Annotated in this window: 18 protein-coding genes; 9 read left to right on the forward strand and 9 right to left on the reverse strand. The window is 55.8% G+C overall.

Features of this window, described 5'->3' with window-relative positions:
- The first annotated feature begins 164 nt into the window (after positions 1-164).
- From ABEA92_RS17460 to ABEA92_RS17470, 3 genes are all read left to right on the forward strand, one after another.
- Complete coding sequence (locus tag ABEA92_RS17460) at positions 165-1,223, forward strand: hypothetical protein (protein WP_345685130.1); 1,059 nt, start codon at positions 165-167, stop codon at positions 1,221-1,223.
- A gap of 545 nt (positions 1,224-1,768) precedes the next feature.
- Positions 1,769-2,764: a glycosyltransferase family 2 protein gene (locus ABEA92_RS17465; RefSeq protein WP_345685131.1), complete on the forward strand. Its 996-nt coding sequence runs from the start codon at positions 1,769-1,771 to the stop codon at positions 2,762-2,764.
- A gap of 11 nt (positions 2,765-2,775) precedes the next feature.
- Positions 2,776-4,569, forward strand: a complete 1,794-nt coding sequence (locus ABEA92_RS17470) for an ArnT family glycosyltransferase (protein ID WP_345685132.1) — start codon at positions 2,776-2,778, stop codon at positions 4,567-4,569.
- Between the two features lie 164 nt (positions 4,570-4,733).
- Here ABEA92_RS17470 and ABEA92_RS17475 read toward each other — a convergent pair whose 3' ends face one another.
- The 7 genes from ABEA92_RS17475 to metK form a co-directional block, all read right to left on the reverse strand.
- Entirely contained in the window at positions 4,734-4,952 is a 219-nt protein-coding gene (locus ABEA92_RS17475; RefSeq protein WP_345685133.1) for a hypothetical protein, read from the reverse strand.
- Positions 4,953-5,256: 304 nt separating this feature from the next.
- Entirely contained in the window at positions 5,257-6,489 is a 1,233-nt protein-coding gene (locus ABEA92_RS17480) for a DUF1559 family PulG-like putative transporter (protein WP_345685134.1), read from the reverse strand.
- Positions 6,490-7,265: 776 nt separating this feature from the next.
- Positions 7,266-9,032 carry a hypothetical protein gene (locus tag ABEA92_RS17485; protein ID WP_345685135.1) on the reverse strand — a complete coding sequence of 589 codons (1,767 nt, stop codon included), beginning with the start codon at positions 9,030-9,032 and terminating at the stop codon, positions 7,266-7,268.
- 157 nt (positions 9,033-9,189) lie between these two features.
- Complete coding sequence (locus ABEA92_RS17490; protein ID WP_345685296.1) at positions 9,190-10,845, reverse strand: serine/threonine-protein kinase; 1,656 nt, start codon at positions 10,843-10,845, stop codon at positions 9,190-9,192.
- A gap of 71 nt (positions 10,846-10,916) precedes the next feature.
- On the reverse strand, positions 10,917-11,567 hold the full coding sequence (locus tag ABEA92_RS17495; RefSeq protein ID WP_345685136.1) for a sigma-70 family RNA polymerase sigma factor: 651 nt from the start codon (positions 11,565-11,567) through the stop codon (positions 10,917-10,919).
- 157 nt (positions 11,568-11,724) lie between these two features.
- Entirely contained in the window at positions 11,725-12,555 is an 831-nt protein-coding gene (locus ABEA92_RS17500; RefSeq protein WP_345685137.1) for a metallophosphoesterase family protein, read from the reverse strand.
- A gap of 98 nt (positions 12,556-12,653) precedes the next feature.
- Complete coding sequence (gene metK, locus ABEA92_RS17505; protein WP_345685138.1) at positions 12,654-13,835, reverse strand: methionine adenosyltransferase; 1,182 nt, start codon at positions 13,833-13,835, stop codon at positions 12,654-12,656.
- Between the two features lie 192 nt (positions 13,836-14,027).
- Here metK and ABEA92_RS17510 point away from each other — a divergent pair, with 192 nt between their 5' ends.
- A complete protein-coding gene (locus tag ABEA92_RS17510) occupies positions 14,028-15,092 on the forward strand; it encodes a vWA domain-containing protein (protein ID WP_345685139.1) in 1,065 nt (354 codons plus the stop codon).
- Positions 15,089-15,985 (forward strand): hypothetical protein, encoded by an 897-nt coding sequence (locus ABEA92_RS17515; RefSeq protein WP_345685140.1) that lies wholly within the window; start codon positions 15,089-15,091, stop codon positions 15,983-15,985. Before ABEA92_RS17510 ends, ABEA92_RS17515 begins: the two co-directional genes overlap by 4 nt.
- Before the next feature lie 86 nt (positions 15,986-16,071).
- Here ABEA92_RS17515 and ABEA92_RS17520 read toward each other — a convergent pair whose 3' ends face one another.
- Together ABEA92_RS17520 and prfB are read right to left on the reverse strand one after the other, a co-directional pair.
- Complete coding sequence (locus ABEA92_RS17520) at positions 16,072-16,410, reverse strand: histidine triad nucleotide-binding protein (protein ID WP_345685141.1); 339 nt, start codon at positions 16,408-16,410, stop codon at positions 16,072-16,074.
- A 4-nt stretch (positions 16,411-16,414) separates the two neighbouring features.
- A protein-coding gene (gene prfB / locus ABEA92_RS17525) for a peptide chain release factor 2 (protein WP_345685297.1) occupies positions 16,415-17,525 on the reverse strand; the annotation gives its coding sequence in 2 pieces (ribosomal slippage) (positions 16,415-17,455 and positions 17,457-17,525; 1,110 coding nt in all).
- 117 nt (positions 17,526-17,642) lie between these two features.
- On the opposite strand from prfB, the gene mnmA reads away from it, so the two are divergent.
- From mnmA to cbiE, 4 genes are all read left to right on the forward strand, one after another.
- Positions 17,643-18,800 carry a tRNA 2-thiouridine(34) synthase MnmA gene (gene mnmA / locus ABEA92_RS17530; RefSeq protein ID WP_345685142.1) on the forward strand — a complete coding sequence of 386 codons (1,158 nt, stop codon included), beginning with the start codon at positions 17,643-17,645 and terminating at the stop codon, positions 18,798-18,800.
- A gap of 87 nt (positions 18,801-18,887) precedes the next feature.
- Positions 18,888-19,769: a rhomboid family intramembrane serine protease gene (locus tag ABEA92_RS17535; protein ID WP_345685143.1), complete on the forward strand. Its 882-nt coding sequence runs from the start codon at positions 18,888-18,890 to the stop codon at positions 19,767-19,769.
- Between the two features lie 166 nt (positions 19,770-19,935).
- Positions 19,936-20,517 carry a redoxin family protein gene (locus ABEA92_RS17540; protein ID WP_345685144.1) on the forward strand — a complete coding sequence of 194 codons (582 nt, stop codon included), beginning with the start codon at positions 19,936-19,938 and terminating at the stop codon, positions 20,515-20,517.
- A 141-nt stretch (positions 20,518-20,658) separates the two neighbouring features.
- Positions 20,659-21,900 carry a precorrin-6y C5,15-methyltransferase (decarboxylating) subunit CbiE gene (cbiE, locus tag ABEA92_RS17545; RefSeq protein WP_345685145.1) on the forward strand — a complete coding sequence of 414 codons (1,242 nt, stop codon included), beginning with the start codon at positions 20,659-20,661 and terminating at the stop codon, positions 21,898-21,900.
- Positions 21,901-21,919: the final 19 nt, after the last annotated feature.

The raw sequence follows: 21,919 nt of genomic DNA on the forward strand, positions 1-21,919 counted from the left end.
GCAGGGGGCATCAAACCTCGCTCAACAGGGACAGAGCATGTTGGGCCCTGACTCTTTTTAAGGGACAGAGCCCGATCGTTGGGGGTTGACTTTTGATCAGGTCAGGCGAACGATTCATCATTGGCCCTTGGCTCGGTTCCTCCTGACTGACACGGAGGTGTGTGATGGTTCGCCTTGCACGCTCGGAAGTCTTCGATCCCGACGAAATTGCCATCGCTCATACCTGTAGTCGGACCGTCCGGCGATGCTTCCTGATGGGCGATGATCCCTTTACCGGGAAAAATTTCGATCATCGCAAAACGTGGATCGAACAGCACTTGATGCACTTCGCCCAAAATTTCAGTGTAGATCTCCTTGGGTATAGTTTGCTATCAAATCATATGCATTTGATTCTGCGTACGCGGCCAGACGTCGTTGCCACCTGGAGCGACAACGAGGTGGCACGCCGGTGGATGATGATTTGTCCGCATCGACGAGATGACGATGGGCTTCCGCTTCCGCCTACCGAGCCCGAGATCCGCTCGATCGCAGGATGTCCCGTTAAGTGTGCCGAAATTCGCAGACGGCTCAGCAGTGTCAGCTGGTGGATGCGACTACTCTGCCAACGTGTCGCGCTGCGAGCGAACCGCGAAGACGAAGAATCGGGCCATTTCTTTCAAGGCCGATTCCATGCCACGCGGATTGTTGACGAGGCCTCGCTGTTGGCGTGTGCGGCCTATGTTGACTTGAATCCGATTCGTGCTGCGATGGCCGAAACGCTTGAGCAGAGCGATCACACCTCGGTACAGCGTCGAATTCAGTCCATCACCGCTAATCGCAGCAATTGCATTCCGGCGGCAAAACGACGAGACAGTTTCTTGACTCCGGTCACGATCGACGAGCGGTCTGGTGAAATTGGCCCATGCGTGAGCAAGTCGGGAAAACGCTGCAGCGACAAAGGCTTTCTGCCGATGTCGCTCGAAGATTACTTGGAAATGCTCGACTGGACGGCACGCCAGATCGCCCCCGGTAAAAGCGGCCGGACGCCCGCGGACACACCGTCGGTGCTCAAGCGATTGGGTTTGGACGGCACGACATGGTGTGAACTGGTCAGCGACTTTGGCCGGTTGTTTTGCACGGTCGCGGGACGCCCCGAGTGTGTCGATCCGCTGCGAAGCCTCCGCACCCACCGCCGCTATCATTTGCGGCGACGAGCGAGAGAGCTGCTCGCTCGCGTGGATTAGCTTGAGAGCGTCCCTTCTTTTGACTGCGGAGCTTGGCGACGAGTCGCCGATAAGAGAGCTGCGCAGCCGCCGCCGAAACACATGCGAATTTCGGCTGAAACCCTTGCGTATTTTCGCAGTTTCCGCCTTGTCGAGGTCGAAACCGAGCCACGTTTCCACTGTTAGCCCGCTTACGTGAATTGGTTCCGCCCCCAAAACAAGCTCTGTCCCTGTGTGAGAGGGGGACGCCTCGTCCGACAATATGCTCCGTCCCTCGATTCGATGTGCTCCGTCCCTCGATTGAGGTGCGTGTCGAAGTCTCCTTGCTGGGCGGTTGTGGATCTTATCCCCTAGCTCCGCCAATTGATTTGAGGGGGCCGGTAATCTTGATCTTCGGTACGCCCTCCTTCTTCAGAGTGCGGCCACGGCATCGCGTTGCAATTGACATCGGCTGACCCTCTCGCCTAAAAGCGATGTCAGGCTGGAGATACCGGCGTTTTTCGTCGTCGAGGCCGCCACCGATCTAATCGCTCGCTCGGTGTTCTTGCTTTTCCTTGAGGAAAAATATGGCTGGACGACAACTGGATGTGGTCATCCCGGTTTTCAACGAAATCGAAATTATTGAGACGCTGCATACGCGAGTCGATGCGGCTTGCAAGAAATCCGGGCTGCGTTACCGGATCAATTATGTCGACGACGGCAGTAGCGATGGTACTGCGGAATGGATCGTCGAAAACGCGATCAATATGTCCGCCTCGCCCGACGAAGCGGTTCAGCTGATCTCGCTTTCGCGAAACTTTGGTCAACCCGCTGCAATCGTCGCAGGACTCGATTCAACCGACGCCGATTGCGTCGTGTTGATGGATGGCGATCTGCAAGATCCGCCTGAATTGATCATGCAAATGGTCGATCGATGGCGTGAAGGGGCCGAAGTCGTCATCCCACAGCGAACTGCCCGTAAAGAAACTTTCGTTCGTGGCCTCGGGTTTGCCGCCTTCCATCGACTATTTCGTTTTCTGTCCGAATCCAAGGTGCCATCCAATACAGGCACGTTTTGCTTGATGAGCCGCAATGCGGTCGAAGCGGTCTGCCGTCTTCCCGAGACGCATCGCTTCTTTCCCGCTCTTCGTGCGTGGGTCGGTTTTAAGGTGTCGATCATCTTGTTTGAACGCCAAGAACGAGCGGGCGGTGAACCCAAACAAAATTTCGTCCGTCTGTTTCGCTACGCCATGGACGCAATCTTTGGTAACTCGCTCAAGCCGCTGCGATTCTTAACGGTCTCTGGGGCCATTTTGTGCTTTCTCTCGATCGCCGCCGCCACGTGGTTTGCGGCGAAGCGAATCAGCGGCCTCGAAACGGCGTCACTTGGCTTCACCACAATCGCCTGTGCCATTTTGGGCTTAGGCGGATTTCAACTGATTGCGGCGGGGATTCTCGGCGAATACATCGGCCGGATCTATGACGAGGTGCGGCGGCGACCTTCCTATATCGTGTCCAGTGCAACCACGTCGGAGAATGCCCGAGAGCGAGCGTTCCGAGTGATCTCACGAAAAGCGGGCTAGAGGATGATGCAGTGAGTACGGATATCAAGACAAACCAGGCGAAGGACGCGACGTCGTTCGCCGAGTCGCTTGGAGATGCGCTGAGGCGACCGCTCACGGGGTTCGTGGTTTTGATGCTCAGCTGTGCAGTGCTGGCGTTGTATTGCAGTCGGCTGAATGAGGAACTGTATCAGCACAAGAACCCGTTCTATGATTCGTTGAGTTACAATCAGCTCTTGTTCGAATCAATGCAAACGTCCCGCCAGCAAGGGCTAGTGGCGGGTTGGAATCACGTTCATTCCACCAATACCACTGTGTTCCTGCCGTTTGCAATCGCCGCTACGATTGGACCCTGGGTTGAACCGAGCCGGATAGTGCCGATCTGGATCCAAGCTGCGTATTTATTCGGTTTCTTGACATCGGTGTTGTATTATCTAGTCAATATTCGTGACTTGAAATCAACGACGGCGCTACTGGGATGCTTCGCCTTTTTCACCACCAGTTGCATCTTTATGGAGGTCGGCGGGCTATCGGATTTCCGGGCCGATTTGATGTTGTGCCTCAGTTTTGGTGCTTCGGCGCTGTGGTTCCTCTCCGCGATGCAACGACCGACGGTCGGCAGATTTGTCGCTTGCGGCATCGCCGTGGCAATCGGTTGTTTGTCACGTTCAACATCACCGATATACCTGGTCATCAGCCTCGCTCCTTTGGCCGTGTTGTTCTTGCTGCCCAACGCAGACCGCAGCAAGCGGATACGGGGTTTGATTTTGACCAGCCTGATCGCCAGTGGGTTGTCGGGATGGTTTTACATTCTGAATTTTGATTATCTGCACTACTATTACTTCGTTTGGAATACCGATGCCAATGCAAAGCTTCCGCTAAGTGAGGCCGTCAAACATGGCGAATTCGCCGGACGCGCAATTGGCGCTCAAGCCCTGGTGTTGATGATTGCTTGGACAATCTGTCTTGTTCTTTTTACTCGTCATCGCGGAATTTTTAGAGCGATGCTCGATGTGGCGCGAGATCGATCGTTGCCCGACTGGACTCTGCTTTGGATTGGACTCAGCCCGATCGTGTTCTTGGTAGCCCGACGCGCAGGATTGAATCCGTACGTTTCGATGCCTGCCGTCATCGGATTGGTATTGTTCGCAATTCTCCCTCTACTGAAAGCGTTTGAAAGAAGCGGAAGTATTCGATTGTTGGCCGCTTCGTGGGGACTGCTTGCCGTCGCGATCGGTTTTGCAGCTCAACGAGGATGGGAGCGACATCAACCCGCAGGATTCAATTCAATGGTTGGCCAGCAGCAAGTGATGGACGAAATTCTGGACGATAGCATCGCGAACAAAATGGCTGACGTCCGTTTCGGAGTCAGTCATTTGACCGAACTGAATTCGCGAAGCTTGTTTGCTACGGTGATGTTCGATCGCGAAGGGGTGACCAGCCAAAATAGAAAATTGGTCTATCAAAATATGGGTTTGCAGATTGACGAATCGTTGTCCATTGCCGCGGCGGCGAATTGGGACGAGGTGTCAGGAGAAACCGAATCAGAAAAGTTACAAACGCTTCTAGAACATTGCGAAAACACATGTGACTATGTCGTGGTTCCCGATGAAAAGACGGCCGCCCACATCCAGCAGCACTGTGCATTCAATATTATCAATCGCTACGCAGCCAAATTACGTAACGGAATCGTCAACGGAAACTGGGAACGAGTTTCCGGACCGATCCAGACCAGCGAAAACGAGTCGGTGGAAATCTATCGCTCGCGGCGAATCGCTTCGCAACCACGCGTTGCTCGCCATTCAACGGTGCAAGCACTGAACTAATTCAAGACGTTTTGCCTATTCAACACGCCTTACCTAGCGAGCCCACCGTGTGCCGCCCGCTTTGCCGTTTGCGTCGCAGGACGAACAAAGCAGACGGCCGATACCGAATGGGGTGTCGCTGGGCCGAGCGTGCCGTGACGCTCCGCTGGAGTGACGCTTCGAAACTAAAGCTCGTCGCCGATGTCTACGCCTTCTTCAGCGATCGCGTCTTCTTTTTCTGCCTCTAACCTCGCTTGCTCGACGATGTCGGGATTATCCGCAAGGAATTGATCGAGTTCATTCAAACTGGTCGCTTCTGGCTCGGGCTCGCTGCAACCTAGCAATACAAAAGCACTGCTCAGCAAAATACCGAAGCATAGAAGGTGAGACGAAATCTTAGTCATGAAATTGTTTCCTAGAAAATAAGTCAGTGTGTTTAGCGGAAAATCGCCGATTCGGAGTGTGCGTTCAAAATTCGCCAATCCTGCTGTTGATAACAGCCAAAATCGGAAACCGATAGCGTGTGCTAACGATTTCACGCTCCGGATAAATCAAACAATCGAGCGGCAATCAAATCGTTGCACCATCGAGTGCCGCTGTCACGCATGTGTGCTCGCATCGCGATGAGACGGCATGGCTGGCTTGAAATGATCGCGCTCAAGCCAGCCGTCGTTCGCACTACGTACGGCGACGTAGATCCATCCGTCATTAAAATTCTTTGTCGATCGTTTCCTTGGCCGCCTTCGTGCCAAGTTTGCCCCACAGGCCAAATGGGCTGGGGCTACCGGGAGGAAGACAATTGCCATTGATGCACACGGTCTTGCCATTGAGGTTGCCGGTTTCAATCGAGTCCGTAATGAACTTCACAGCACCGTCGCCCATCAACACATGGACTCCGCCTTGATGGCGACTCGAGGGAGGATAGACTCCTGCGGCGATGTGGTCCCAACCGGAGCAGATTTCGGCATTGGGGGGCAGAATCGTATTCATGCCGGACATGCCTGGGACGCCCAACGCCCATTTGTAACCACGACGATTTTCGGAATTGGTGAGCAGCGGTGCTCCGGCGTCCCAAAAAAGCGGACGCTCTGCATCAAGGTATTGGCGACATTTGAGGAACTCGCCTGCTTTATAAACGTTGGCACCATTGCGCCGGCTTGCGGGGCCAATTGAGGTTCCGGGCCTTCCGAATTGCGTGCGGCGATCTCGATCCCCGATATCCGTTAGGATCTCACCGGCACAAATTGTGTTCGAAAGACCATCGAGTACATCACGAAATCGCACGTTCTTGATCCCGGGAAAGATCATCCCGCGGTTAGACGCGCGTAGCCGCTGAGCGTTCGTCGAACTTGAAGGCTTGCCGGTCGCCGCATCGAGCACGCCGTAGGCCGAGGTATGAAGCACGGCGTCCCCTAGGCAATAGCCGTAGTTCGTTCGCCCTTGCGCCGGGAGCCCGACGCCTGGATCACTAGGGCACCGCAAGGTTGGGATGTTCGTCAACCAAGGATCATAGGTTCCGACATCGCTGTGATTGGTAAGCCCCATCAACGGTGATGGCCCCATTGCCTGGAACGTTCCTACCGAGTTGGTTAGTGGATTGGAAATCCGTTCCCAGAGTGCTTGTTGTTCGATGAATGGTGTCAGTCCAACCAGCCAATTCAAATTGGAAATGTTGTGTGCGGTTGGTGGTGTGTATTGTTGCACCCGAGACGTCCCAGACATCGTCGTTCCGGTCATCGTTGCCGGCAATCGTTTGTAGGCTGAGTGATAATTGTGCACTCCCAACCCAATCTGTTTGACGTTGTTACTGCAACTCATTCGCCGAGCTGCTTCACGTGCGGCTTGCACGGCAGGCAACAACAGGCCTACGAGTACGCCGATGATGGCGATGACAACGAGTAGCTCTACCAAAGTAAAGGCAGATCGCTTTGTGAGTTTCATCGAAGAATCCATGAATTCGCGTAAGAAAAGATGAATAGCGAAATGAGGTGTGTGGCAAGCGCGTGCGGACCGATTGGATCTCGGTGGTTCGACGCATTGGTCGAGAGGATGATGCGGCCGAGAGTTCTCGCCCCCCCCCGCATTGCCACAACCGATTCCGTAAAGTCGCTCACGTGCAACTCACGCCCCCTGGAAAGTCACCCCTGCAGTAAGCGGTCACTACAGGCGGACATCCAGAACGCTCGCAGGACAATGGGGCAACCACACATTTCCTTAACGAACAAAATGGGGGCTTTTGTTGTTTTTTAGAATTGTTCCTTTGACGCAGCGGCATTCTCTGCACCGCTGGATCGACTGCAATGTGACTTCGGCCGCTCTTGTCTAATCCATGTGCAATCCGCGTGTAGCACGAAGCTTCTCTTTCCGGAAGTGCGTGGTTGTCTTGAAAGTGCTCCAAAATTTACGGCACTACGGCGGATTTCAGCGATCAAAATCGATGGTTTAGCACGCGGGCAGTTTCGCTTATCCGAGAAATGTTTTACGGAAACGAAGACATCACTATCTGAATCGCATCTCACTCAGACTGGTTGCGAATCATGGTGGCAATTTTTTTCAGAATCTTGACGGATCGTGGTAGGCCGCCTGAAAGAAAGCGACTGTGGGTTGTGCGTAGGCACCGGCGATCACGCGTGACGGGCACGAAAGCGACAAGAACCGGCCGCTCACGCGTCACGGCTCACGAAAGCGATAGCACCCGGCCGCTTACGCGTCACGGCTCACGATGGCAACGGCCGGCGAGTGAATGTTTGAAATTTACTGGGTGACCACCTTCCCCGCGGTTGTCGATCCGTCCGCGATTCGATGTCAGGTGCATCGATGTCGTTGATGGTTCCGGTCATCGAGGGCCAGCGGTCAAAGTCGCGGTCCGTCGGGCGATCGTCGACCTGTTGGATCACCCAACGGTTTTTGTCCGCGAGGGTGTCGTAGCGAATGTGTGAGCCGTCTGGAATTTGGAACGAAGAACGCAACAAGGTTTCGTTCGAATTTGCACGCTGGATCGATTGAAGCATCCGTTCAGGTTCGCTTGACCGAGCGATGTAGACAACACCGAAGTCGTTGCGGGAGTGCACGGCCACACACAGATTTGGTTCGAATTGGAAGATCTTCCAGACCGCCGATTCGACTGTAGGTTTCCAATTCGATGGGATCTGAACCGGACCGGCTGCCACGGCAACATTTCGCCAAACCCCGGTGTTGTTCCACTCGCGAAAGTCTTGGCCGGGGCCGGCGAGATGGAGTACTTCGGACAACTCGTTCGCTCGGTCGTCGAGCAACAGGGTTATCGGCCGCGCCACAATGAGAGAATGTTCACCTCGGTTGACGCCGCCTCCGCTGAGCAAGTATCCCGGACCGCCCGAATAGACTTCAGGAGAGCTTTCGGGACCGTGCCCGATTCGGATGAAATAGTCGGCGGGCTTCTCCACGATCCAGCGGGCAGTTTGATCGGGCAATCGGTACGGTGACCAGCACGCCCAAATGGCGATGTGACGGTTTCCTCGGAGTCCCAACTTGTCGGGTGCGTCCGGCAGCAGGCTGATCCAAGGTTTGATCAAGCCAACGTGTCGATCACCCATCAGCGAAGTATCAGCGGCGTGCGCGTACTGGCGGCGAAAGGGAGGGAAGCGTCGGAATCGCAGACTTCCAACAGCGTAGTTCCAATTGAGCTGATCGAGCAGGCCTCGCGCAGCCGCCTGAACAGCCGAGGAACCGAAGGCCTCTAAGTTCAGCAATGCTGTCAGCGTGTAACCTTCATAGGGAATCGAGTTAAACTCGTACGGACCTGCCGACCGAATCTCTTCAATCAACTCAAGCAGCCATGGCTCCAAACCGTTGCCGAGATTGTCGTGTTTGGCAAGTTGGCTGCCGTGCAACATCATCCAGCGGTTCTTCAGATAGCGAGACCCCTCGGTCATCAGCAAATGGTTCTCTGTTTCCGGAACCAAGCCTGCCGTCCTTGGTACGGTCAGCAATGGCTGGCCGCCATCGAGAGGCAACAGAGTGTGTAGCAGGTGCTCTCTCGTTTGCGGGTAGAGCACATTCGGTTCGTCGCCAAACAGGAACAAGATGGGGATCAGTCCCGCCATGGTGAAGTCATAGTCGCCGTTGGGATTTCCCGGCCAAGTCGAGCCTACGGTTCCCCAGGCAGTTTGGGCGATCAAGTAGTCGTTGGCCGCGTCCACATCGTCTCGTCGTATCAATCGAGCGAGCAAGGCTCGTGGTGCCTCTATTTTGCCTTCGGTTTTCCAGTCGCCGAGGGGACGTTTGGCCCACTCGTCAATGATCTGGTTCGTCAGATCGGATTCCTCTCGCCACGGAATGCTTCGCTGCGTGGGGATTTCAATGTTGCCCGGCGGCAAAGAAACATGAACGTGGCGTGACGCGCTGATGTAGGGGATCACGCGAGGCAGAGCCCATACACTCGCTGCGGTGATCGCGGCCATCACGATCGCCAGCGTTGCCCATCGTTTGGATTTGAATTTCATCGTTCACCGCGCCGCTGGCGTCGTCATCTGCCGTCAATCTGCTCAATGTCGGATCGATTCTAATGAGGCTTCACTGGCCTGCCCACGTGGCGTCGCTTCACGCGGCACCATCGGATGAACCCCGCCCAACTTCAAAACGCTTACGCCCGGATTGAATTTAAACCCGTGTGAAGTTTGGGGCTTGCCGACGTCGGCGGCGGGCGTATTGGTAGCCGGGAACAAAAAAACAGCCGCCGGCAACGATCCCAAAAATTACATGGGCCCATGGAGGATGCATCGCCATCAAGACCGACGAAAATAACAATGCCGCAGTCTGGAAATAAAACGCGCCAGTTAACATGCTCGCTTTGATTAGAAAAACCATCGCGGTAACAATGCCTAGCATCGGCGAAAGGGTGAGCACCGGCAATTCAAGCCACCATTCCAGCGGAAACATCAGCGAGATTGCCATCATGCTAGCGCCCCACACGTGAGCGACCTGCCGCTCGACGAAGGTGACCGGTCCCATCCGCTGTCGCATTCGCCAAAACACCGCTGCCCACGCTCCCAGCCCGACGGTCCAGACGGCGACATAAGCCATTCGATTGCGGATGCCGTGATAATCCAATTGCCAAGTCAACAGACAGGCAACCAGCAGCACCAACGAATGCCACATCCACAACAGTCCCCAATTCTCCAGGACAGCGGCGTGATGAGTCTCGCGGAATACCCTCGCGACCACTTGGCTAAATCGGCCACTCCGGGCAGCGACTGGTTCGTCAGCAAGGTAGGCTTCCAGATCCTTGGCCAACGCGGCGGCCGACTCGTATCGCAAATCGATCGGCTTTTGCAGACAGCGAACGACAATCATTTCCAAGTCGCGATCCAGACTCGGACGCAGCGCTCGCGGCGGACTGGGGTCTTGTTCGATCACCAACATCACCAATTGCATCGGTGACTCGGCCACAAACGGCGACCGTCCCGTCAACGCAAAATAGAGGACGCAGCCAAGGCTATATACATCGCTCGATGGTCCGACCATGTCGCGGCGATTCCCCGCTTGTTCAGGCGACATGTAGGCGGGTGTGCCGACCAACATCCCGCTGCGAGTCAAATCGACTTGCGATTCCGCTTGTTTGGCCAATCCAAAATCGGTGATCATCGGCACCCCATCGCGAGGCAACAGGATATTGCTTGGCTTGATGTCTCGATGTAGTACACCGGCGTCATGAGCAAACTGGATCGCGCGAGCGACGGTGGCCACCAACTGAGCGGCTTCTCGTTGGGGCATCGGGCCATCAGCAACCCGCTCGGCCAGCGTGATGCCGTCGATGTACTTCATGCTAAAGAACGGGCGACCATCGACGTCACCGACTTCGTACACTGGCACGATACTGGGGTGGTCCAATTTCGCTGTCGCGGACGCTTCGGCCAAAAAACGCTGCATGTCGGTGTCGCTGGCCAAGCGTCCTCGCAAGATCATCTTGACCGCGACTTCGCGATCGAGACTGATTTGTCGAGCGCGGAACACCACGCCCATCCCGCCTCGGCCGATCTCTTCGATCAATTCATAGTCACCGATCTCGGTTGGCAACTGCAGGCTTCGCCAACGTCCCGACGACCCGTCTGCGTTTAAGTTGGGGCCGTTTGCGGTCCCGTGATTCGCGGCCGGACGCTGCTCATGGGCCACGCCTGCGGTGTCGGTGACAAGGACCGCGCCCCACAGTCGCCGCAGTTCATCGGCGTATTGAGGATGCTGGTGACAAACTGCGGCAAAGTCGACAACTTCTCCGCGGCAAACGCCGTCCGCAAGATCAGCCAAGATCGCTGCGATCTTTTCATCGTCGGCACTGAACTGCTCCGAATCAGATTTCGGTTCGTCAAAAGGTCCAGCCGGTTGGTCGCTCACGGTGCGTACTCGTCACCCGGTTCGCTCTCGAGCAGTTCGCGCAGTCGCCGTACGGCACGCAGGTACCGCATGCTCGCCGCAGGCGGATTGACCCCCAGTACTTCGGCAATCTCTAGATTGGAAAGGTGCTCGTAATGCCGCATCAAGATCATCTCGCGGTCTTGTTCGCTAAGCTGTTCGATCGCCGCTTCGACCTTGGCTGCGATCTCGGCTTGCGTGGCTGCGGCCGCCGGTGTCGGACCAGGGTCCCAAAGCTGAGCAGCCAGTTCGACGGACGATTGATCTTGGCCGCCGGGCATCACCATCGCTTGCTCGCGATCCATGTTGCGTTTGGCGCTAACGCGGTGCCGCCGGTACGTGTCGATGATGCGGTCCCAGGCGATTTGACGAATCCACAAGTGGAATGCCATCGCCGGGTCGTCGAGGTATTTGTCCAGCCGTCCGCTGGCTTCGACCAAGACATCTTGGACCACGTCGCTAACGTCCACTCGCCGCTGGACTTTGCGGTCCAGTCGCATTTCCACAAGCCGCCGTACCGAGACGCGGTGCCGCTCAAGCAAACGGTTCACCGCATCGGCGTCACCCTGTTTCGCCGCGATCAGCAGCGTTTCGGTTTTGTCGTCGCTAGGCCAGATCGATTTTGCCATGGAAGTTCAGTTCGCTCACGTTCGAGATCGTTCTCTACCATCATAGTAGGAAGTAAACACCAAGAGGCGTGCGAATCTCGTTGAATGCTTTGAGGTCATTGTCGTTGATCGCTCCGCGATCATTCGTGCTGATCACGGAGCGATCAACGACCATGGATCAGCGACGATGGTTTTGAATGCAAAGTTGGTTTGCGGCGACCTCGATGACCGCTTCGACGGCGGGCGAACCGTAGATTGCCGCCCCGGTGTGCACGATCAGGTTTTCATGCAGTGTGGCGATGCCGTCGTGATGGGTATGTCCACAAATCACAGTGGTTTTGCAATCCGATCGCTGCTGGCAAAACTCTCTCAATGTCTGGCCGATTTCCCCGCACACGAAAAAGGGAGCCCAGTTGTCGTCGGTCGTTTTGCCTTCGTACCAACATGATTCTCGGAACGGTGGAATGTGGGTCGCGACCAACACATCCGTCGCATCGTGGGGAACCGCAGCGAGTTTGACTTGCAGCCGTGCGGCCGATTCGGCACCAAGTTGTTGCAGCTTTGCTTTCCAGAGGCCTGGCGATGTGTTGCGAAAATCATCGATCTGTTGGAAGTCGTTTAGTTGGATAAACGAATCTTCGTAGTTGCCAATCGTCGCGTCACCCCAGCCATCCTCACCCACTAACACAACCCCGTCGGCCAATGGAATCGGGCCAAGGTCCGTCAGGTAGTTCAGTGCATCGGATTCGCGTGACGCCGCGATCACGTGTTGCCGGGTTTGCGCAATCGAACTTTGATAAAAGTCGTGATTGCCCAGCACAAAGTAGACGGGGACCGCGAATGTGTCGGCGATGTGGCGAAGCTGCAAGACGACGTCATCCCCTTCGGAGATATCGCCGGTAATAAGAAGTGCATCGGGTTGCGTCGATGCGATGCGAGCGGACCATTGGTCCCAATCGCGGGGCGAAACGTGATTGAGATGCGGATCGGTTATCCACGCGATTCGCATCTCATCTCACTTTCGTGTTCTTCATGACATGACGACGGGCTGAAGCAGCCCGTCACGTTGTCCAGACTCAGTTCGTCAAAGCACGCGAGGCCTGAGGATTAGGCGGTTGCTGCGATACCGGCAGCTTCAGCCAACGCTTCGGCCTTGTCAGTTTTTTCCCAAGTGAACGCATCGCCTTCGCGTCCAAAGTGGCCGCCGGCACTGGTTTGACGGAAGACCGGTCGACGCAGTTGCAAGTGGTTGATGATTCCCGAGGGAGTCAATGGGAAGTGTTCTCGCACCAAGGCACACAACTTCGCGTCTTCGATCTTGCCGGTGCCTTCGGTGTCAACGTGAACGCTAACCGGCTCGGTCACACCGATGGCGTAGGCGAGTTGAACTTCGCAGCGATCCGCAAGGCCTGATGCGACGATGTTCTTAGCAACGTAGCGGGCCATGTACGCGGCACTGCGGTCGACTTTGGTCGAGTCCTTGCCACTGAACGCACCGCCACCGTGACGCCCCCAACCACCGTAGGTGTCGACGATGATCTTGCGTCCGGTCAAACCACAGTCACCGTGAGGTCCGCCGACCACGAATTTGCCGGTGGGGTTGATGTGGTACTTGATGTCGCCTTTGTCCAGCTCGGCTGGGATCGATGGCTTGATCACGTTTTCGACGATGAACTTTTTGATTTCATCGTTCGTGACGTCGGGGTTGTGCTGAGCACTAACGACAACGGTGTCGACGCGGACCGGGGTTTGTCCTTCGTATTCGACCGTGACTTGAGCCTTGTTGTCGGGACGCAACCAGTCGACTTCTTTGTTGAATCGAGCTTCGGTGATGCGATTGATGATGCGGTGCGACAATGCGATCGGCATTGGCATCAATTCGGGAGTGTCTTTGCAGGCGTAGCCGAACATCAACCCTTGGTCGCCGGCGCCAACGTCCTTGCCGCTCTTGTCGTCCGAGTTGACACCTTGGGCAATGTCGGGGCTTTGCGTATCGAGCGATACCATGACGGCACAGGTGTTGCCACAAATGCCCATTTCGTCATCGGTGTAACCAACTTCGTTGATGACTTCGCGGACAACGTCCGAATATTGCACTTTGGCTTGAGTGGAGATTTCACCTGCGACGATCGCAATCCCGGTGGTGACCATGGTTTCACAGGCCACGCGGCTGTTTGGGTCTTGCGCCAACAACGCGTCGAGAATTCCATCGGAAATACGATCAGCCAGCTTGTCGGGGTGACCCATGCTGACCGATTCACTTGTAAATAGGTATCGAGCGTCGCTCACGTGTTCTCTCTCCACTAGGTTGATCTTTCCCACCAATCTGGCGAGTCACCAAAGTGTTGGTTTAGGGTTAGAATGAATTGCCACTAAAGTAATTGTCCAAAGCCAGTCTGAAAAGCGCTATTCAGCAACCGCGGGGGGGATCGCTGAGAAAAACAGCTACCTTTTGCGTGTGAAATCCTCTAACAAACCTCTATGAACCGACCCAGCACGCCCGGAACGAACGCATCCCGCACCCCGGTTTCGCATCCGTCGAGCGATCCATTGGAGATGGATTTGCCCGAGCGGCCGCTTCCGGCGCTGTTGTTGTCGCTGTCGTTTCACGTCGTTCTGTTGACTGGTTTGGGGATTTTTTGGGCGCGGACGCCATCGGGAACCGGTTCCGAGGTGGACCGGCCTGTGGGGATCGCAATGGTCCACCGGATGCCCGACCGTGACCGTTACGTCGATGCCACCGACCTTAGCCAGGCGACTGCCAGCGAAAGTGTTGCTGCAAAATCGGGAGATGTCGCGGCGGCAGCGGCGCCACCGGCCGACCTGAGTCCTCCCATCGACCTGCCCGGCATCCTCAGCGAAATCAGCGAGACCCCGTCTCCGGTAGCCGGCAGCGGGGTCGCCGGAGAGACGACGCTCGATGGTGACGCGTTTGATTCCAAGCGTCCGCCGGGCAGCGAAGGGGACTCGAGTGACACGACAACGATGGTTTTTGGTGTTTCGGGCAGCGGATCCAGATTTGTCTATGTTTTTGACCGATCCGACAGCATGAATGGCAACGGTGGGATGCCGCTGCGGGCAGCCAAACGCGAATTGATCAAAAGTTTGAACAGTTTGACGGACCGCCAGCGATTTCAGATCATTTTCTATAACGACCAACCCGAGCCCTTCAAAACGGTTGGCATGCCGGTGCAATTGATGATTGGTGAGGAGGCGACGTTGGCTCGCGCGGCACGCTATGTCGACTCGATCACCGCGTTTGGCAGCACCGAACACGACAGCGCCTTGAAACTGGCGCTGCGAATGGATCCTGATGTGATCTTTTTCTTGACCGATGCCCGCATCCCGCGATTGTCGTCGTCCGAGCTTGCCGAAATCCGTCGTCGCGCCCAGCGAAGTGGGACGACGATTCACGCGATCGAATTTGGCGCCGAACCGGTGTCGCCCCCCGACAGCTTTCTGCGGGAGCTGGCGGCCCAAAATTTGGGACAGTATCAATACGTCGACGTTCGTTCGTTGGGCAGCAGGATGGAACCGTCAAATTGAATCGAATTTTCTTTCTAACAATCACAGCGTTTTGGTTCAGCTTGCAAACCGAGGCACGGGCTGACAAGGTTTGGCTTGAACCGACGCGGCCGACGGCAGCCCAGAGTGATTGGTATCCGCAAGCGATCCAGACGCGTGTGGGCGAAATCACGTCGCTCGATGCCAAGCAGTTGGCGATGCGTATCGAAGGCGACGAGCAAGATTCGCTGTTCGCGGCTTACCGTGTGATCTGGATCGAGCCGAGCGAGGTCGGAGAAAAACAGGCGGCTGCGATCAAATTGTTCAATGAAAAGCAGTACGACACGTCGCTTCGTGCACTGCTTGATTCGCTTAGTGAACGGCCGCCGGTGTGGCGTCAGCAATGGTTGTCGATGGTCGCGGCGCAGGCGGCTTGGCGAAGTTCACGCGGAGCAATCGCATTGGAGTTGGTGGCCCAGTTGGATCGTCGTCCGTTGCCGCCGATTGCACTAGCGTGGCTGCCGATTGCATGGCGAACCCCGCGAGAAATTACCAGCAGCGGGACGACCGACGCGGCTCTGAAACGACTCGACGATCCTTCGGCGGCAGTTCGATTGGTGGCCGCCAGTTGGTTGTTGTCGACCGACCATCGCGAGACGGCCACGGGAGCGTTAAACGCACTTCGCGCCGACAATGCACGACCGGTGATCGCTCGATTGGCCGAAACAGTGTTGTGGCGAACGACGTCACCGCCCCAGGTGGCCGAGGCGGCGGAGCGATGGCAAGAAAGGCTTGAAGCGTTACCGATCGTGCTGCAAGTCGGCCCGACGGTGGCGATGGTCGAGTTAATGGGAAACGCGAATCAAGACGAAGCCGCTGAGCGATGGAAGCTGTCGCTCGAATTGACTCCGCCGCACCCACACCCTGATCTGTAGCGGAAGTCGTCAAGACTTTCGATCCACGGCGAGTGCTCTTCCGAAACTCTTGACGAGTTCCGCTACGAAATGCTTCATAACGTTACCTAACCGGGCGGCCATGTCATCTTGCGGCCGCCGAGCAGGTGAAAGTGCAAGTGTGGAACTTCTTGGCCACCATCGTTGCCGCAATTGACCACCAAGCGATAGCCATTGGTTAACCCTTCGGACGCGGCAATTTTCGCTGCCACCATCACACAACGGCCAACGGTTTGCTCATCCTCGTCGTTCAGATCATCCAGCGACATGATCTCGCGTTTGGGGATGATCAGAATGTGCGTTGGCGCTTTCGGGGAAATATCGCGGAACGCCAAACAGGTGTCGTCTTCGAAAACGATGTCGGCGGGAATTTCGCGATCAATGATCTTGGTAAAAATCGATGGCATGGGATTAAACCTTCTCTTGCTTGCCGGCTTTCAAACGAAGGAACGCGTCGAGAAACCCTTGCAGTTCGCTGCCGTTCATCACGGAGTTAAAGCTGCCTACGTAATGTCCCGTTCGCGCATCTTTGACGCGTTGATCGGGGTGCAGAAAGTAGTTGCGAATCTGGCTGCCAAAACCGGTGCGTGCCTGTGTCGCATACTTGCTGGCATCTTCGGCATCGCGACGATCCTCTTCGATCCGAGCCATCTTCGCTCGCAGCATCTTCCAAGCGGTTGCCTTGTTCTGATGTTGGCTGCGTTCGTTCTGGCACTGCACGACGGTGTTGGTCGGAATATGCGTCAACCGAATCGCACTGTCGGTCTTATTGACGTGTTGGCCTCCCGCACCACCGGCGCGATAGGTGTCGACTCGCACGTCTTTTTCCTCGATGTCAATGTCGATCGAATCATCGATTTCCGGCGTCACGCTGACGGCAGCGAAACTGGTTTGACGTTTGCCTTCGCTGTTGAACGGGCTGATTCGCACCAAGCGGTGGACCCCTTCTTCGCCTTTGAGGTAACCGTACGCCATCGGGCCACGCACTGCGATCGAGGCGTGGTTGATCCCGGCTTCTTCGTTTTCTTGGCGGTCGAGCAGTTGGATCGAGTAATCTTGGCTGACGGCCCAAGCGGAATACATCCGCAGCAGCATGTCGGCCCAGTCGTTGGCGTCGGTGCCGCCGTCGCGGGCATTGATCGTGATGATCGCCCCGGCCGAATCGTTGGGGCCGTTCAGCAGTGCTTTGAGCTCCAAATCGTCCAAAATCTTCTCAAGCCGCTCAATTTCCGCCGCCACCTCTTCGGCGATCGATTCGTCCTCTTCGGCCATCTCGAATAGTGCATCAAGATCCTCGACCGCGGTAGACAATTTCCCCATAGGACCGACAATAGCTTTCAGTCCCTTCAACTGTGCAACCACCGCTTGGGCCGCCTCGTTGTCGTCCCAGAAGTCGGGTTGGCCCATACGAGCTTCGATTGACTCTACTTCTTCACGCTTGGCAGCGTAGTCAAAGAGAGTCTCCGAGTTGGACCAGACGCTCGCGGATCTTCTTGCTGCGTTGAACGAATTCGGCATCCACGGGTGGGGTGAGCTCCAAGAAAGCGGGTGTAGAAAGGATCCGATCAGGTAGTGGTTGGATCGGGTTTTGAAGGTGATACAAACAAATCAATCATATCGAGTTAAGGGAAAAAGATACATGGCACGGGTGGTTCTAGCGATGAGTGGCGGCGTCGATTCCAGCGTTGCTGCGCACTTGTTGCTCGAGGCGGGCCACGAGTGTATTGGCGTTTTTATGCGACACGGCGAAGAATCGAGTCGTGTGTGCAGTACCCCATCGGCGACCGAATCGGGGGGCGGTGACCAACCGGGCGGGACGCTACCAGTGCTCGGCGGACTTCACCAAGGTCGTGCCGATCACAAACAAGGCTGCTGTACCGCATCGGATGCCGCCGACGCTCGCCGGGTCGCCTCGAAAATGGGGATTCCTTTCTACGCACTGGATCTGCAAGAAGATTTTCGCCGCATCGTGGACTACTTCGTCGACGATTACCTCAACGGCCGCACCCCAAATCCGTGTGTGAAGTGCAACAATTGGATCAAATTTGGCCGTTTATTCGACTACGCCGACGGGGTTGATGCCGATTTTGTGGCGACGGGACATTACGCCCGGATGATCAAAAACGGCGACCAATCCGAACTGCATCGGGGACTCGATTCCAACAAAGATCAATCGTACGCGCTGTTTGGGATCGGGGCCGAGCGGCTCAACCGGATGTTGTTGCCCGTCGGTGGCTTTGAAAAGCCACGAATTCGTGAAATGGCAATGGAATTAGGGTTGGGCGTCGCCGGCAAACGCGACAGCCAAGAGATTTGCTTTGTCACGCAAGGTCATCACAGCGATTTTGTCAAAGCGAGACGCCCTGAAATGGTGGGGGCGACCGCAGGTGAAATTGTGACCACGGATGGCAAAGTCGTGGGGACGCACCCCGGTTATGAAGCGTTCACGATCGGCCAACGAAAAGGACTTGGCGTTGCCATGGGGACGCCTCATTTCGTCGTGCGAATCGAAACCGAGACCAATCGAGTGGTGATTGGGCGGCAAGAAGCTCTCGCTCGCGATGGTTTGACAGCAAATGAGGCGAATTGGCTGGTCGATTCTGCGACGCTGCCTGATCGGGTGGGCGTGCAGATTCGCTACAACGGATCACCGCTGCCGGCTCGGGTGGTCGTCGATCCTCAAACCTCCGAGCGGTTTACGGTCGAATTTGAAGAGCCTCAGCTAGCAATTGCGCCCGGTCAAGCCGCAGTCGTCTTTGACGGCACTCGAGTGCTTGGCGGGGGCTGGATTCAGTAATCGGAACGATATCGACGAGTCGGCACCCAGATTGCTAGGATGCGGCTTGCTTGTTTTGCCCAATCGTTAAAGTTTTAGGAATGGTTCATGGGTCTATATGACCGCGACTACGGACGCTCGGATGAACGCACCCCGTGGGACCGAGTCCAGAATCCGCGAAGCGTGACGATCATTTTGATCGTCATCAATGTCGCTGTGTTCTTTGTCGACATGATTTTCCAACAGGGTGGCGTCAGTCAGCTGGTTCCATGGCTGGCGGCTCAAGCCAGCACGGTGAAGCAGCCGTGGATGTGGTGGCAATTTCTGACTTACGGCTTTGCGCACGATCCGAACAATATCAATCATATTTTGTTCAATATGATCGGGTTGTTTTTCTTTGGCCGCATCGTCGAACGGCGGATTGGTCAACAAGAGTTCCTTAAGTTTTACCTAGCGGCGATCTTGTTGGGCGGCATCATTGCCTCGCTCTCGTTTTGGTTCCGAGGCGGTGGGCTGGTGATCGGGGCCAGTGGCGCGGTGGTGGCAACGACGATTCTGTTTGCCTTCTACTATCCGCATCAAGAAGTGTTGTTGATGTTCGTGATCCCGGTAAAAGCTTGGATCTTGGCCGTCGCGTTTGTGGCGATGGATTTTGCCGGCGCCTTGGGGTTGATGGGGAATTCCCATACCGCATTTGAAGTCCATCTGACCGGGGCCGCGTTTGCCGCGGCCTATTTCTACCAACGCTGGAATTTCCGCTGGCTCGATTTAGAGGTGCTTTCCGATTTACCGCACTATTTCCGCCAGCGATCACGTCGCATGAAGCTGAAGATTCACGATCCTGATCGCAAACTAAACCAAGAAGCGGCCGAAGCGGACCGAATTTTGGCAAAAATTCACGCCAGTGGCGAAGCGAGCTTAACGCGATCCGAACGCAAAACGTTAGAACGATACAGTCGACGACAACGTGAAAAACGTGATCAGAGCTAGGCAGCGAGCGGACGCTTTTGGGGTCTATCGCTCGGCGAATGAAGCAAAAAAACAAGCTCCAATTGCAATACAATCAACAGTCACCGGCGTCGTGGATCTTGTCAAAGATCCCGGCCCGAGGATCTTTAGCAAGATCCACTACTTCTTTGTCCGAACCAGGATACAAATGATGATTCCACGAGTTTGCGATGTTGCAGCGTGCTTGATGTTTTTCGCGGCGATTGCTGCAAACGTCCATGCTGATGACGACGGGCGTTCGCAACCGCTTGCCGAGGGAGCCAAGGCGATCAATTTTGAATTGCCGGTCGTGGGCAGCAAAGACTTCATCGAATTGCAGCAAGAATACAAAAAGGGACCGGTCGTCGTCATCGTGCTGCGAGGCTATCCCGGATACCAATGTCCGCTGTGCAGCAAGCAGGTCAACAGTTTGGCAAACCGAGCCAAGGCACTCGCTCAAGAGGCATCGCGAGTGATTCTGGTCTATCCAGGCGAAGCGACCTTGCTGCAGCGTCATGCCGAAGAATTCATGGGATCACGTACTTTGCCCGCACCGCTGGTGATGGTCCGCGACGATGCGATGGAGATGGTCACCCAGTGGGGCCTCCGCTGGGATTCGCCTCGCGAAACCGCGTACCCTGCGACCTACGTGATCGATGCAAATGGTCGTGTCGCTTGGGCCAAAGTCAGTAACTCGCACGCCGGGCGAACCACGGTCGAAGAAATCATGAAAGAGCTGCGAAAACTATAGGTGTGAGATAGGCTTCCAGCCTGTCATCGGCCCCCTATTCAAAGTCGTTGATCGCTCCGCGATCATAACGTTCAAAGTCCTAGATCGCTCCGCGATCATAACGCAAGTTCACACTACCACTACAAAATTACGGACACTAGATTGACTGCTCGCATTCATATTGTTGGGATTGGCGACGATGGGCTTGATGGGTTGACCGGTCAAGCAAGAAACTTGATCGACCAAGCGACCGTGTTAGTGGGCCCGACCCAGCTACTCGAAAAAGTTCCGGCATCCGATGCCAAACGCATTGTTGTCGGCAGCAACCTCGAACAGTTGCAGCAATCGATTCGTGATCTCGGCGATCAGCCTGCAGTGGTGTTGGCGGGTGGCGATCCATTGTTTTACGGCATCGCCCGTTACCTGACCGAAACGTTCGGCAAAGATCGTTTTGATGTCGTGCCACACGTCAGCAGCATGCAGTTGGCATTTGCGCGGGTGAAAGAAAGTTGGGACGACGCCTACCTGACCAACCTCGCGACTCAATCACTTGATCGAGTGGTGGACAACATTCGTACCGCCGAACGCGTGGGGATATTTACGACCGAGGATATCTCGCCTTCCGTGGTTGCCGAAGCACTGCTGGATCGCCGCATCGATTACTTTACCGCCTACGTTTGCGAGGACCTTGGCACGCCCGATGAAACCGTGACACAAGGGGATTTGACTTCGATTCGCGGTCAATCCTTTGGCGTCATGAACGTCATGGTTCTGGTGCGAAAATCGGGAGCCGCCGATCGACCCAGCGGCAGTGCGAACCGACGCTTGTTCGGTAACCCCGACGATTTGTTTCTGCAGTCACGGCCCAAGCGAGGTTTGTTGACGCCTGCCGAGGTCCGCTGTATCGCGTTGTCGGAACTGGATCTGACGCCGCAGAGCACGGTGTGGGATGTCGGCGCGGGGTGTGGGTCGTTGGCGATCGAAGCTGCCTCGATTGCGACGCAAGGCAAAGTGTATGCGATCGAGATGGACGCCGAGGATTACGGGTTGATGATCGAGAACGCAAAGATGTTCGATGTTCCCTCGTTGATCCCGGTCCATGGCCAAGCCCCTGAGGCTTGGAAAGACCTGCCCGATCCCGACGCCATTTTCGTGGGCGGCACGGGACGTGTGGTGCCCGATTTGGTTTCGGCCGCGGTGCCACGATTGGCTCAAGGCGGCCGCATCGTCGTCAACGTCTCCAGCCCCGATAACCTGGTTTCGGTCCAGAATGTATTGTCCACCGCCGGTTTGGTTCACGACGTGCGGATGATCAATATTTCGCGAGGCCAGTACCAGATGGAGCGAGTTCGTTTCGAGTCGCTCAATCCAACCTTCTTGGTTTTGGGCCGGAAATCTAAATAATTCTGGCTTGGCTTTGCCG

This window comes from Novipirellula caenicola, assembly GCF_039545035.1.
In the GTDB taxonomy this organism is placed as follows: Bacteria; Planctomycetota; Planctomycetia; order Pirellulales; family Pirellulaceae; genus Novipirellula; species Novipirellula caenicola.

Excerpts from the sequence above, each read along its gene's own strand:
- ABEA92_RS17460 (WP_345685130.1), top strand. The coding sequence starts at position 165 with ATGGTTCGCCTTGCACGCTCGGAAGTCTTCGATCCCGACGAAATTGCC.
- ABEA92_RS17465 (WP_345685131.1), top strand. The coding sequence starts at position 1,769 with ATGGCTGGACGACAACTGGATGTGGTCATCCCGGTTTTCAACGAAATC.
- ABEA92_RS17475 (WP_345685133.1), bottom strand. The coding sequence starts at position 4,952 with ATGACTAAGATTTCGTCTCACCTTCTATGCTTCGGTATTTTGCTGAGC.
- ABEA92_RS17480 (WP_345685134.1), bottom strand. The coding sequence starts at position 6,489 with ATGAAACTCACAAAGCGATCTGCCTTTACTTTGGTAGAGCTACTCGTT.
- ABEA92_RS17485 (WP_345685135.1), bottom strand. The coding sequence starts at position 9,032 with ATGAAATTCAAATCCAAACGATGGGCAACGCTGGCGATCGTGATGGCC.
- ABEA92_RS17495 (WP_345685136.1), bottom strand. The coding sequence starts at position 11,567 with ATGGCAAAATCGATCTGGCCTAGCGACGACAAAACCGAAACGCTGCTG.
- ABEA92_RS17500 (WP_345685137.1), bottom strand. The coding sequence starts at position 12,555 with ATGCGAATCGCGTGGATAACCGATCCGCATCTCAATCACGTTTCGCCC.
- ABEA92_RS17510 (WP_345685139.1), top strand. The coding sequence starts at position 14,028 with ATGAACCGACCCAGCACGCCCGGAACGAACGCATCCCGCACCCCGGTT.
- ABEA92_RS17520 (WP_345685141.1), bottom strand. The coding sequence starts at position 16,410 with ATGCCATCGATTTTTACCAAGATCATTGATCGCGAAATTCCCGCCGAC.
- mnmA (WP_345685142.1), top strand. The coding sequence starts at position 17,643 with ATGGCACGGGTGGTTCTAGCGATGAGTGGCGGCGTCGATTCCAGCGTT.
- ABEA92_RS17535 (WP_345685143.1), top strand. The coding sequence starts at position 18,888 with ATGGGTCTATATGACCGCGACTACGGACGCTCGGATGAACGCACCCCG.
- ABEA92_RS17540 (WP_345685144.1), top strand. The coding sequence starts at position 19,936 with ATGATGATTCCACGAGTTTGCGATGTTGCAGCGTGCTTGATGTTTTTC.